Source organism: Mailhella sp. (assembly GCF_057866825.1).
The window spans coordinates 1-12963 of sequence record NZ_DBMAHT010000054.1 but is presented as its reverse complement, the minus strand read 5'-3'; the positions used below and the strand labels follow the sequence as shown (position 1 = coordinate 12963).

General features: G+C 61.7%; 14 protein-coding genes. 8 read left to right on the top strand and 6 right to left on the bottom strand.

Annotation, left to right across the window (positions count from 1 at the left end; translation table 11 throughout):
• The coding region (locus ACZM96_RS06605) for a lytic murein transglycosylase (protein ID WP_489488067.1) at positions 1-752 on the top strand (752 nt) is incomplete at its 5' end.
• 100 nt (positions 753-852) lie between these two features.
• On the opposite strand, the gene tig is transcribed toward ACZM96_RS06605, so the two are convergent.
• From tig to ACZM96_RS06590, 3 genes are all read right to left on the bottom strand, one after another.
• On the bottom strand, positions 853-2187 hold the full coding sequence (gene tig / locus ACZM96_RS06600) for a trigger factor (RefSeq protein WP_489488066.1): 1335 nt from the start codon (positions 2185-2187) through the stop codon (positions 853-855).
• An 18-nt stretch (positions 2188-2205) separates the two neighbouring features.
• Positions 2206-3486: a trigger factor gene (locus ACZM96_RS06595; RefSeq protein WP_489488065.1), complete on the bottom strand. Its 1281-nt coding sequence runs from the start codon at positions 3484-3486 to the stop codon at positions 2206-2208.
• Between the two features lie 93 nt (positions 3487-3579).
• The gene (locus ACZM96_RS06590; protein ID WP_489488064.1) at positions 3580-4023 is read right to left on the bottom strand and encodes a GNAT family N-acetyltransferase; all 444 of its coding nucleotides are present in this window, start codon (positions 4021-4023) and stop codon (positions 3580-3582) included.
• A 261-nt stretch (positions 4024-4284) separates the two neighbouring features.
• Here ACZM96_RS06590 and ACZM96_RS06585 point away from each other — a divergent pair, with 261 nt between their 5' ends.
• The 7 genes from ACZM96_RS06585 to ACZM96_RS06555 all read left to right on the top strand — a co-directional run bounded on the left by ACZM96_RS06585 (position 4285) and on the right by ACZM96_RS06555 (position 9628).
• Positions 4285-4764: an EF-hand domain-containing protein gene (locus ACZM96_RS06585; protein ID WP_489488063.1), complete on the top strand. Its 480-nt coding sequence runs from the start codon at positions 4285-4287 to the stop codon at positions 4762-4764.
• 1 nt (position 4765) lies between these two features.
• The gene (metC, locus tag ACZM96_RS06580) at positions 4766-5956 is read left to right on the top strand and encodes a cystathionine beta-lyase (protein WP_489488062.1); all 1191 of its coding nucleotides are present in this window, start codon (positions 4766-4768) and stop codon (positions 5954-5956) included.
• A gap of 133 nt (positions 5957-6089) precedes the next feature.
• Complete coding sequence (locus ACZM96_RS06575; RefSeq protein WP_346666466.1) at positions 6090-6407, top strand: IscA/HesB family protein; 318 nt, start codon at positions 6090-6092, stop codon at positions 6405-6407.
• Positions 6408-6479: 72 nt separating this feature from the next.
• Positions 6480-6818, top strand: coding sequence for an IscA/HesB family protein (locus tag ACZM96_RS06570; protein WP_346666465.1), 339 nt, complete (start codon positions 6480-6482; stop codon positions 6816-6818).
• A gap of 304 nt (positions 6819-7122) precedes the next feature.
• Entirely contained in the window at positions 7123-7950 is an 828-nt protein-coding gene (locus ACZM96_RS06565; RefSeq protein WP_489488061.1) for a histidine racemase CntK family protein, read from the top strand.
• Positions 7951-8231: 281 nt separating this feature from the next.
• Positions 8232-8648, top strand: coding sequence for a zinc-ribbon domain-containing protein (locus tag ACZM96_RS06560; RefSeq protein WP_489488060.1), 417 nt, complete (start codon positions 8232-8234; stop codon positions 8646-8648).
• Between the two features lie 293 nt (positions 8649-8941).
• Positions 8942-9628 (top strand): HAD hydrolase-like protein, encoded by a 687-nt coding sequence (locus tag ACZM96_RS06555; protein ID WP_489488059.1) that lies wholly within the window; start codon positions 8942-8944, stop codon positions 9626-9628.
• Between the two features lie 353 nt (positions 9629-9981).
• Here ACZM96_RS06555 and hslV read toward each other — a convergent pair whose 3' ends face one another.
• From hslV to ACZM96_RS06540, 3 genes are all read right to left on the bottom strand, one after another.
• Positions 9982-10521 (bottom strand): ATP-dependent protease subunit HslV, encoded by a 540-nt coding sequence (hslV, locus tag ACZM96_RS06550; RefSeq protein WP_346666461.1) that lies wholly within the window; start codon positions 10519-10521, stop codon positions 9982-9984.
• 14 nt (positions 10522-10535) lie between these two features.
• On the bottom strand, positions 10536-11936 hold the full coding sequence (locus tag ACZM96_RS06545) for a M48 family metalloprotease (protein WP_489488057.1): 1401 nt from the start codon (positions 11934-11936) through the stop codon (positions 10536-10538).
• A 41-nt stretch (positions 11937-11977) separates the two neighbouring features.
• On the bottom strand, positions 11978-12963 hold a 986-nt coding region (locus ACZM96_RS06540; RefSeq protein WP_489488056.1), incomplete at its 5' end, for a DALR domain-containing protein.

The window sequence follows — 12963 nt, the reverse complement described above, 5'->3', positions numbered from 1 at the left end:
CCTCCGTGCCCATGGGCGTCAAGGTCAAGGAGCTCTACTCCAACAAGTTTTTCCCCAAGCCCAAGGCCAAGCCGCGCAAGTCCTTTGAAACCAAGCTCGGCATTCCCGGCCCCTGGTTCAAGGGCGTGGTGACCACGGCCAACGCCAGAGCCTGCCGGGAATTCATGGACAAGCACGCCGTCGCCTTTGCCCGGGCCGAGCTCAATTCCGGCGTGCCTTCGGAAGTGGCTGCGGCTCTGCTCTTTGTGGAAACGCGCCTCGGCGGCTACCTCGGCAAGCACAACGCATTCTACATGCTGGCAAGCATGTCCGTGACCAGAGATCCTTCCGAGATTCCCGAATATCTGGCCAAGCTTCCGGGTTCCGAGCAGCATCTGCCGTGGATACGGGAGAAGATGGAAGTCAAGGCGGACTGGGCCTACCGTGAACTCAAGGCCCTGCTCGCCTACTGCTACGCCAACAATCTGGATCCTCTCAAGATCAAGGGCTCGATCTACGGAGCCATAGGCCTGTGCCAGTTCATGCCCAGCAACATTTCCCGCTACGCTCTGGACGGCAACGGCGACGGCGTGATCAACCTGTTCACCGCGGAGGACGCCGTGGCGAGCCTGAGCAACTATCTGCAAAGAAACGGCTGGAAAAAAGGCATGAGCGTGGCGCAGCAGACCAGAGTGCTGCGTTCCTACAACGCCATGGACATCTACGCCCACACCATTCTCGCGCTCGCCAAAACCATACGTCAGCTGAACTAACGCTTCAAAACAGCGCCCCGCGCTTCCGCGCCGGACACGCATCCACAAAAAAGCTGCCGGAACTTCTCCGACAGCTTTTTTATTTCGTCATTCAAACGCGTCAGGCATTTTCCTTTTTGACTTCGGAAAACGGCTTGAGCACCGGCGATTCGGCCATGACCTTGCGGGCCGCGCCGTAGAGTCTGTCCAGCGCGCGATCGGCAATCATGCGCTCCTGCATGGCCGTGACGACGCCGGTTTCCCAGATGGTCTTGCGCAGATCTTCATAATTCTGCCCCGTGCCCTTGGTCATGGAGCGCACGGCCTCTTCCGCTTCCTTGCCGGTCACGCGGATGCCTTCGCGTTCGGCAAGAGCCAGAAGAAACGTGTGTCCCTTGGCCTTCTTGCGCGCAAAGGCCAGAGATTCCTCGCGCAGATGGGCAAGCGTATCCCGAATGGTCTCGTCGTCGGCGTGCTGCTTTCTCAGATAATGTTCCACGTCGCGCTGATGCTCGCGGAAAAAGCGCATGACCAGACTTTCCGGCAGCGGGAAATCGCGTCCGTTCAGCTGCTCTTCCATGAGCTGCCGCTTGCCCTCGCGCTGAATCTGACGCATGTGCGCGGCAAAGGTCTGCTGCCACACTTCCTGCTTCAGCTCGTCGAAGGTCTTGAAGCCGAGCTTCTGCGCCGTCTCGTCGGTGAGCGGGGGCAGAACTTCCTTCTGAATGCGGCGAAGCACCACGTCGAGCTGCACTTCACGTCCGCGCATCACGGGATCAGGATAGTTTTCCGGGCACGTCATCACGCCGTGACCTTCCTCGCCCACGTTCAGGGCCCGCACGATGGGATCCATCTCCGGCACCTTGCCGCCGGGCTGCACGGGCAGAAGCTGCATGCGGAAATTGCTCGCCGTCATGCCCGGCAGGGCCTTGCCGTCCACGCTGCCGACCACGTCCACGGTCAAAAGGTCATGATCCTGCGGCTTGCGGTCGGTAATGTCCACATACGTGGCCACGCGGCGCAGCGCCTGATCCAGCATGGCGTTCAGCGCGTCTTCCGAAGGCGCGGGATCGGGCACCAGCACGGAAAGCTTCTCAAGATCCGGCAGATCCACCTCGGGCAGAATGTCGAACGACGAAGAGTACGAAAAGCTTTCCCCGTCCTTCGCCGGCTGGCCGTGATACTGCGAAGGACAAAGCGGACGAATGCCCTCTTTTTTAAGAATGTCCATCATGGTGTCGTCGGCCAGAATCTCCGTGGCGTCGGCGGCCACGCGGGAGGCAAAACGACTCTTGAGCACGTTCACCGGAATCTTGCCCACGCGGAAGCCCGGAAGATTCATGCCCTTGCCTATGGCCTTCGCCGCGCGGTCAAAGGCCTTTTTCACCTCGTCGGCGCTGCAGGTCACCGAAAGTTTCACCGACGTGGGAGAAGTTTTCTCTACGTTGTATTCCATGAAAAGCTCCTTCTGGCTCTAAGGACGAAACACCTTTTTCATCAGTTCGTTCAGCGCGCGCTCCTCCAGCATGGCGGCGCGCAGCTCAAACAGTTCCCCGGTACGGACAAGACTGCGGCGGTATCCGGCCACGTCCATGTTCTTCCTGGCCGCACGCGCGGCAAGCACTCTTTCAAACTCATCGCCGGCCATTTTCACGCCTTCGCGCTCCGCCCAGAGAAGCAGCAGCGCCCGGGCCCGCGCCTTTCCGCGCGCCTGACGCTCCGCCTCTTCCTTCATGACCTCCAGCGTTTCCTTCAGCTTCTCCGGAGACTCGAACTTCCGCTGCAGATACTGCCGGGAGCGCCGCATCGCCTCGCGACGGCACTGCTGCACCAGCGCTTCCGGCGCGTCGAAGCCCTCCCAGCTCTCCAGTCGGGCCTGAAGCGCGCGCCTGCCTTCCGAAAATTTGTGCAGCCTGTCCATCTCCAGCGCCCGCGCATGGGCGGACGCCGTGAGCGCCCGGGCGTCGCGAAAGCCCAAAGACCGGGCGAGATCGTCCGTCAAAGGCGGCAGCGTTTCCCGCTCAATGCCGCGCAGCGTCACGACAAGCTCAATGTCCCTGCCGCGCATGGACGGATCAGGATAATTGTCCGGGCACGGCGTGGAGCCGGAACCCGTTTCCCCGACGCTCAGTCCGCGCACGATGGGATCGAGATCCGGCGTCTTCTCTCCCGGTCTCGTCGGCATGAGACGCATGCGGCAGGTTCCCGTATGCATGCCGGGCACCGCTTCGCCGTCCATCTTTCCCGTCACCTCGACTTCCACGACGTCGCCGTCCTGCGGACGCCCCTCCGTCACGGACGTCTTCTCCGCCGCGCGACCGAGAACCTCCCGCACAAACAGCGATTCCTGCACGGGATCGGCCCGGGGCTCCTCTTCCTTTATATGAATGGACGAAAGATCCGGCACATCCCCGTTCTCCAGCACGCAGCATTCCATGCGGAAACAAAACTCGCGTCCGCGCACGGCGTTGCCGCCCTCGTACACCAGACCGGCCGCGGGCACCAGTGCCTCGCGGCGCAGCGCGTCATCCACGGCCGCTTCAACCAGCGCGTCCGTGGCCGCGTCGGATATCTGCTGATAAAAACGCTTCTCCACCACTTCCAGCGGAGCCTTGCCGGGTCTGAATCCGGCCATGCGGAAGCTCGCGGCAAAAGGCTGCGCCGCCTTCTTCCACGCCGACAGCACTTCGCCGGCCGGGCAGGTGAACGAAAGGCGACGCAGTCCGCCGTCTTCGACTTCCAACTTATATTCCATAATAAAAACCTGAATGATTTCCTGAGATGTTCCTGTGTCGGCCCCAAGCGGCCAGGGTTCCGCCGCCCGAAGCTCGAAAAGCGAAAACGCGCTTCACGCCTGCTGTTCGGAGGGCCCCATGACAAGCTCCACGCATCCGGTTCTCTCCTCCACACGCTCCTCAAGCGTCACAAGCCCGCGCCTGCGGTAAAAGGACACGGCCCTTGCATTGTCCCGGTACACGCAGAGCGTGAACCCCGGATGCATGCGGGACGCAATGCGGAACATGCGGCTGCCGAGCCCCTTTCCCTGCGCGGACGGCGCAACAAAAAGCGCGGCCAGAAACGTATCCGCAAAGGCCAGAAAGGCGTCGATGCTGCCCGTGGCGTCATCGACATGCAGCACGATCTCGTCGCTCATGGGAAGATAAAGCGTGCGCATGTCTTCGGCCGCAGCCTCCCAGTACGCGCGCGGAATAAAGTCGTGCGCCTCTATGGAAGCTTCCAGCCAAAGACGCACCACGTCTTCCGTATCGTCGTCGCAAAACGGACGTATCATAAGCCCTCCGGGGCCGATATTGTAACATAACCGCAGGAATGGCAAGGCAGCCGCCCGTGCGAAACGCACTTGCGCTTGCCCTCCGCTCGTGTCATGCTGTCGCCACTCAAAAACGCCGCCGCAACAGGCGGAACGTTTCCGCCGCGTCCGCCGACACCCCGAACGCCTGCGCCGCGCCCGCCAGTGACGCCTTTTTCGCGCACGAGCCCGGCAGCTTCGCCTGTTTCGGCCTTTTTCTCCAACGATTTGCAGAGGTATCCTATGAATATTGTCTCTTCCGGGGCCGCCGCCCTCCTGCTTGCTGTTTCCTGCGCCGTCACCCCCGCCTTCGCCATGCCCGGCGCCGGAGACGGCGCGGCCGCCCGCGTTTCCGATCCTGCGGAACGCTTCCGCCAGATGGACGCCGATCACGACGGAAAACTGACCTGGGAAGAACTTTCCGCCGCCCGCCCCAATCTCAGCCGCAACGCCTTCGACATCATCGACGCCGATCATAACGGCGGCATCAGCCTTGAGGAATGGCAGTCCTTTTCCTCAGGCCACGGCGGATCCGCCGTCATGCCCGACATGAGCAAAATGATGGAAGGCATGCGCGGCGCCGGAGACCGCGCCTCCATGCCCACCACGGGAACCGGCATGCCCCTCGTCATGCCTCCGGCGCAGAAGGACGCCGGAGCCGCGCAGGCACCCGCCGCAGGCAAGGCCATGCCGCTCATCACTCCTCCCGCCGAGGCCAAGTAATATGAAGGACTCCACCATACTCGTGCATGCCGGGCGCGCGCCCCTTCGCGTGGGCGGTCCCGTGAACATGCCGGTACACCGGGCTTCCACCATCGTGTCGCCCACGCTGGAGGAATTCGACGCCAACGAAGCGGGAGACGCCAAGTTCCGCAACGTCTGCTACGGCGCACTGGGCACGGAGAACGCCTTTGCCCTGTGCGACGCCGTCAACAGACTGGAACAGGGCGCAGGCTCCATGGTGACGAGTTCCGGGCTTGCCGCCTGCACGCAGTCGCTTCTGGCCTTCGTGGGCGCGGGTGATCACGTGCTCATGCCCGACAGCGTCTATGGACCGCAGCGCATGTTCTGCGACACCATCCTGCGCCGCTACGGCGTGGAAACCACGTTTTACGATCCGCGCGCAGGCTCGGGCATCGACGTGCTCATCAAGGCGAACACCCGCGTCGTCTATACGGAATCGCCGGGCTCGCTCACCTTTGAAATGCAGGACATTCCCGCCATCGTGGAAGCCGCGCACGCTCACGGCGCGGTGGTCATCATGGACAACACCTGGGCCGGACCGCTCTATTTCAAGCCGCTCTGCGTCGGGGTGGACATCTGCGTGGAGGCGGCCACCAAGTTCATTGCCGGACATTCCGACCTGGTGATGGGCGTCATCACGGCCCGAACGGAAGAACTGTACCGGCGCATGCGCGCCTTCTGCGTGCAGATGGGCGAAATCGCCTCCCCCGACGACTGCTACATGGCCCTGCGCGGACTGCGCACCATGAAGGTGCGCATGGAAACCCAGTTTTCGCAGGCGCTGGAACTGGCTCGCTGGCTGCAGAAGCGCCCGGAAGTTTTGCAGGTGCTCTATCCGCCGCTGGAAGACGATCCCGGACACGCGCTGTGGGCCCGCGACTTCACGGGCGGCGGCTCGCTCTTTTCCGTGGCACTGCCGAAAATGGACCGCAAGGCCGTGGCCGCCATGCTCGACGGGTACAGGATGTTCAGCATAGGCGCAAGCTGGGGCGGCTACGACAGTCTGGTGGAACACTGCCATCCCCAGCGCACGGCGCTCAACCGCATCGCCCCCGTGTGGAACGAGGACAACTGCACGCTTGTGCGCTACGCCGTGGGTCTGGAAGACGTGGAAGATCTGAAGGCCGATCTGGACGAAGGATTCGCCCGCCTGCGCGCCGCGCTTGCCTGACGCGTCCGTGCAGACGGAGGATTGTTCTGCGCTGCCGAGTGCGGAACAAAATCGCGGAAATGCGTTTTTCGTCCATTGACAAAGTCAAGAACCGTTCCTATTTTTACCCAAAACCACTTTTCTGGAGAGTTCTATGATCAATCTTTCCGATGGTGCCCGTCAGGAACTTGAGGCGTTCTTCGCCGACAAGCCCAAGGCCGGCATCCGCGTTTACCTGGCCCCCGGCGGCTGAAGCGGCCCCCGTCTCGCCCTGGCTCTGGATGAGCCTACCGACAATGACAAGGCCTTTGAAGTCAACGGGTTCACGTTCTGTCTGGAAAAATCGCTGCTTGAACGCATCGGCGGCGTAAAAATCGACGTAAGCTACATGGGCTTCATCGTCGAACCTGAAATTCCGCTTCAGGGCGGGAGCAGCTGCGGATCCTGCGGCAGCTCCTGCGGCAGTCACTGATAACCGTCCGCTTCGAGGTTTCGGGGAGCATGGCTCCCCATATAAACCACCCTTACCCAACGGAGCATCCCAGTGTTTACTCTCACCGAAAGCGCTCGCACCGAACTTGACGCCTTCTTCGCTGACAAGGAAAAATCTGCCATTCGTCTGTATCTCGCCCCCGGCGGATGCAGCGGCCCCCGCATCGGCCTGGCTCTCGACGAACCCAACGAACGGGATTTCGTCACCGAGCAGGACGGCTACACCTTCTGTGCCACGAAGGAACTGTGGGCCACGATCGGCGGAGCCAAAGTCGACGCCAGTCCCATGGGCTTCCTTGTCACGCCCGAGATTCCCCTGCCCAACATGGGCGGAGGCTGCGGCTGCTCCAGCTGCGGTACCGGCACCTGTGGCGGCGGATGCCACCACTGATCCCCAGCAACGTCCCGGGAGAGGTGCCGGAACAGATCGTTCTGCAAAACGATCTGGGAGCGGAATCATCGACCAGAACCGAGCGTGAAAACAACGCTCGAAACTTTGCCGATAATTTTCCCGGGTGAACATTCAGGCCGCCGTGCGCGTTGTGCATGGCGGCCTTTTTTCAAACACGTTTGCGAAGAGAGCGCCTTTCCGACCGGAATGCCGGCAGAAGCGCCGCAAAGACGCCCGGAACCGGCCTCAGGCGAACCGGACGCCCTGAGACGATTCTCTTCAGCGGAAAAGAAGGATACACACCATGCATGCGTTCTGGAAAATCACCCCGGGCGGCAATCCCACCATTCTTCTGCGATCCGAAGACGTTCCGCCTGAAAAACGGGCCGCGGTGGCCAATGCGGTCATGAGCGGACAGCATCTCGGCGCGGAACAGGTGGGCTACGTCCGCTTTGAAGGAACGCCGAGACTGGACATGATGGGCGGAGAATTCTGCCTCAACGCCACGCGCTCCTTTGCCGTGCTTCTTGCGGAAAAAGGACTTCTTGCCCACGACGAAGACGGCATGTTCGGCAACGTGGAAGTGTCCGGCGTGCCGGACGAAGTGTCCGTGCGCGTATCGTTCCCGGAAAACGCCCTTCCCTTTGCCGAAGCCTGCCTGCACCTGCCTTCGCTCCCCGAACCCGAACGGATGGACGACGCAACGCTCATCCGCGTGCCGGGCATCGCCCACATCATCCAGACGGGGCCCATGCCTTCTCCCGAAGAACTCCCGGCCTTCTGCGAGCGTCAGCGCAAGATATGCCATGTGGCCGACGAAGACGCCGTGGGCCATCTCTGGCTGAAATGCGAACAGAATCTCTTTGAGGAGCAGGAAGCCGAGCTCTTTCCGGTGGTCTGGGTGCGCGCCACCGGCTCTCTCTGCCGTGAAAGCGCCTGCGGCTCCGGCACGCTGGCCTCGGCGCTCACGTTTCACGCTCTGCACGGCACGCTGCGCTGCCGCATCGTTCAGCCTTCCGGCTGCATGCTTTCCGTGCGTCTGGAACACCGCCCCGACGGATGGGACGTCTGGGTGGGCGGCCCGGTGCGCATGACCGCCCGCGGCGAAACCGATCTCACCGGCATTCTTTGAACAACGCTTTTTGCAGAGGCGGCAAGGAGAATTCCCCCACAGGGCATTCTCCTTTTTTCATGCCCAGATTTTTACTCCGGCCCTCCACAGACAAGGCTCCGAAGCGTCACGGCCTCCCTCTCCCGTCATCCGCCGCGGAATCGAGGCGCATCCCCCTCGGTTCCCGCGCCGTTCAACACTTTGTAACAGTTGCCCCGGCTCTTTTCCCTTGCCAACGCTCGCAGGATGATTAGAGTTAACAGCATGGTGTTCAACACTTCATCCAGACGAGGGTTCTTTTCATGAACTGCCCCAACTGCCACGCCAACATTCCCGACGACAGCAAATCCTGCCCCAACTGCGGCCAGCCCATCATCCGCACCCGTGAAATCGTGGATGCCGAGATCGTGGACGATGCCCGCAGCGAACAGCCGCACAGCGGCTTTCATCAGCGCGTGGTGTTCATGCAGTCCAACGGCAGCCAGCTTCTGCCCTCCTGCCAGATGGGCATCATCACGCTGGCGCTGGCCTTTGCCATGGGCCTGAAATTCGGCCTGCTGGCCTGCATAGGCTTTCTGGTCTTTACCGGTATCGCCCGGGTCATCACGTTTGCCGTCAACATTCAGCTGGCCATGATGGGACGCTCCATCAATCCGCTTATCCTGCAGATCGTCTCCTGGTTCTGCTGCTGGTCGCTGGTGGCCTGGCTGGCGTCCTAGCTGCCGACGTCCGGCCGTCCGCTCCGCGGCATCTTCGGCCACGAGCCTTCTCCACATCACGGAACACACCGTCATTCCGCATGGCTCTTTCCGAACAGGTCAGAGCCTCTTCCCTGCGGCAGCGTACACCCGCGCGCCTTTCCTCAGAGACGCCACGGACTCCAGTCGCCGTCAGTTTCACCTGCCACTTGGCCTCTTCCCTTCCTCAGCGCCGACCGCAACGCCCTCCTCAGCCGCGCCCGCAGCCGGTCAACGGCTTTTCTTTCCGCCGCGCTTCTGCTATCAGCCTTTCCATGAACACTACTCTTCATTCCCCCGGCGACGCGACCTGCCTTTTTCTCGACCTCGACGGCACGCTCACCGATCCCTCGGAAGGCATCACTCGCGGCGTCATGTACGCTCTGGAGCGCTTCGGCATTCACGAAGACGATCCGAAAAAGCTCTATCCCTTCATCGGGCCGCCGCTCTACGATTCCTTCATGCGCTTCTACGGCTTTGATCGCAGAGGAGCCGACAAGGCCATCGCTTATTTTCAGGAATACTACGCCGACAAGGGCATGTACGAAAACATTCCCTATCCCGGCGTCAGCCGTCTGCTGCACCTCTGGCGCGACGAAGGACGCAGGCTCGTGCTGGCCACCTCCAAGCCGGAAGTCTTTGCCGTGCGCATTCTGGAACGCTTCGGCATGGCCGACGCCTTCACCTTCATTGCCGGCGGCGACGTGACGGAAACCCGCGTGGAAAAAAAGCTGGTCATCGCCTACGCCATGAAGAAGCTGGGCATGGCCGATGTTGAACACTGCCTGATGATCGGCGACAGAAAATTCGACGTTCTCGGCGCGGCAGCCCACGGCATTCCGGCGCTCGGCGTGCTCTACGGATTCGGCACCAAAGCTGAGCTGACCGAAGCCGGAGCCCGCTGGCTGGCAAAGGACGTGGACGAACTTGCCCGTCTGCTTGCAAAAAATCGTTCTGAATGACCGCCACGCTGAAAAGCCTCGGAAACGGGGCTTTTTTTTCGACCGCACGCCTTCGCCAGGGCGCCCCCTGTTCCCGCGTTGCATACGCTCCGCCCTGCGCGTGCCTTTCGTGCCTTCCCTGCCAAAGCAACGCAGGCTCCGCACACCGTTTCCCGTCTCCCGGCGCAGCCTCATCCCTCCCGGAAGCCTCCGCCCTTTCTGTTCCACCGGCGAGCGCGAGTTTCAGCGCAGACATTCCGCGCGTACCGCCTGCCATGGTTTCGCCTCCCGCCGCCGAACGCTCTTCGGCGTTTAAACGACGAAGGCGACGGCACAACCATGCCGCCGCCCGTTCTGTTCAGACAAATCGCCGATTATTTTTCAATGGTTTCCATGGTCAGGTGCGTATTGGTGAACACGCAGATGTCCGCCGCGATGGCCATGGATTCCTTCACGATTTCCGAAGGCGTCATGGACGTGTGACGCAACAGCGCCCGCGCCGCGGAAAGCGCGTACGGTCCGCCGGAGCCGATGGCCGCAACGCCGTCGTCGGGCTCGATGACGTCGCCCGTGCCCGTAAGAATAAGCGTTCTGTCGGCGTCGGCCACCAGAAGCAGCGCTTCCAGCTTGCGGAGAAACTTGTCCTGACGCCAGTCTTTGGCCATCTCCACGGCGGCGCGCAGAAGATTGCCGCCCGATTCCTCCAGCTTGGCTTCAAAACGCTCGAACAGCGTGAACGCGTCGGCCGTGGCTCCGGCAAAGCCCGCCACCACCTGTCCGCGGTACAGACGACGCACCTTTCTGGCCGTGTGCTTCATGACCATGCTCTGCCCCATGGTCACCTGTCCGTCGCCTCCGATGGCCACGCCGTGCTCATTGCGTACAGCCAGAATGGTCGTTCCTCTCAGTTCCATCGCAATCTCCTGCCCTATCGGGCTTCTTTCATGATTTTGGCGCGTTCCGCGGCCTTGCTCTCATAATCCTTGACGGCCTTCTTTTCTTCCGGCGTGCGGGCCGTCGATTTGGCCTTTTCCAGCCAGTTGTCGGCCTTACGCTGATCGTTGCCGTACAGCGAGGCATACGCGAGATGCAGATATCCCTCGCTCAACTTGCCGACCGCGCCGAGAGAACGACCGTAATAGGTATGCACTTCGCTGTCCTCCGGCACATGACGCAGCACGTCGCGGTAACGCTGCTGCGCTCCCGCTCTGTCGCCGCTGTCGTCGAGAATCCGGGCATAGAAAAAAAGCCCGTAAAAATCACCGGGATACAGCCGAAGCGCCTTTTCCAGATATTTCCGGGCGCGGCTTATGTCCCCGCCCTTGGTGTACTCAAAAATGCCGGCTTCGCGCAGAATGAGCGCGTCGTTCGGCGCAAGCGCAAGCGCCGCATTGAAAAAGCCTTCCGCATCCTTCACGCGGTTCTGCCTTGCCGCAAGCATGCCCTTGCCCATCAGACTGACGGGATCCTTGTCCCCGCCCTTGGCAAAAATCTGCTCCGCATGGGCCGCGTCGCCGTGCCGGGCCCAGAGCAGCGCCTGCACGCGGCGGAACCTGGCGTCGTCTTCCCTGCGGTTCTTGAGAGAGGCGGGCATGCTTTGCAGATCGGCCCGCAGTCTGGCAAGACGCAGATTCAGATCGGGATGCGTGGAAAGATACGTGGGCACTGCGGAACCGCCGCCCCAGTCCTGCGACTTCAGCACTTCAAAGGCTCCGCCGAGACCCTTCGGATTGTATCCGGCGTCCACCAGATATTTAATGCCGAAACGGTCGGCGTCGTCTTCGTCCAGACGGCTGTAGTTCAGCATGGCCGCACCGCCCGCAGCCATGCTTCCCATCATGGCCGCGCCGCCCGCGCTTCCGCCGCCGGCAAGACCGGCCGCCACGCCCGCCACCACGCCGAGAAGCGAGGTCAGGGAAATCACCCTTCCCCGCTCCATGCGTCCGGCAATGTGGCGCTGCGTGACGTGGGCTATTTCGTGGGAAAGCACCCCGGCAAGTTCGGATTCGTGCCTCAGGTGCATGATGAGCCCGGAAAACACGAACACATAACCGCCGGGAGCGGCAAAAGCGTTCAGCGAATTGTGCAGCACGACATTGGTCGGAAACTTGTACGGCTGCGGAGGCAGCGTTTTGACTATGCGGTCAACAACGCTCTGCACGTAGTCATGCACCACCGGGTCTTCAATGATGGGCATGGTCGATTTGACCAGCACCTCGAATTCCCGGCCCATCTTCATTTCATCCTGAAGCGTGAAGTCTCCAAAAAGCGCCGCATCCGCCCGCATCGGCGCAAAAAGCACGCCGACCATGCAAACTGCGGCTATCACGGAACGGAGTCGCATTCCTGTTTTCCCGGCCTTCCGGCCTGTCAGGCGATATCCCACACCGCGCCCGAGGGCGTATCGCGCACTTCGACGCCCATGGCCGCAAGCGCGTCACGGGTGGCGTCGGATCTGGCAAAATCCTTGGCGGCGCGGGCTTCGGCGCGTTCCGCCAGCAGTTCCACAACCTTGTTCACGTCAATGCCGAGGCGTTCCGCGCGGGTATTGCGCAGCTCCTCCAGAAACGCCGTCGGCTCCGCGCCGAACACGCCGAGCACATCGGACCACACGCCGGCAAGCTCAATGAAGCTGCCCAGAAGATCCCGAATGCCTTCCTTGTTGCGCAGGCCCTTGTCTTCGAGAATGCGGTTCATCAGACGAATCATGCCGAACACGTGGCCGAGAGCTCCGGCCGTGTTCAGATCGTCGTCCATGGCGTCGAAAAAGCCCTTCTTCAGCATGTCGAACTCATCCTGCACGGAAGCGGGCGTCTCGCCCTTCTTCCACGATTCGCGCTGCATCCAGGCGCGGGCGTCGCGCAGGCATTCATACACGCGCTTGAGCGCTCGCTCGGCGTCGTCCAGCCCCTCGAAGCTGAAGTCGATGGGGCTGCGATAATGCTTGCCCAGCAGGAAAAAGCGCAGCGTCTCGGGCTGGCGATGTTCCAGAATATCGCGAATCGTCTTGAAGTTGTTCAACGATTTCGACATCTTCTCGGAATTGATCTGCACAAAGCCGTTGTGAACCCAAAAACGCGCAAGCTCCTTGCCCGTGGAAGCTTCGCTCTGCGCAATTTCGTTTTCATGATGCGGGAAAATAAGATCCTGACCGCCGCCGTGAATGTCGAGCGGCAGATCCAGCGTTTTTTCGCTCATGGCGGAGCATTCGAGATGCCAGCCGGGACGTCCCTTGCCCCACGGGCTTTCCCAGAACGGTTCGCCGGGCTTGGCGGCCTTCCAGAGCGCGAAGTCCAGCGGATCCTCCTTCTCCTCGCCGATGGCGATGCGGGCCCCGGAGCGCAGCTCGTCCACGT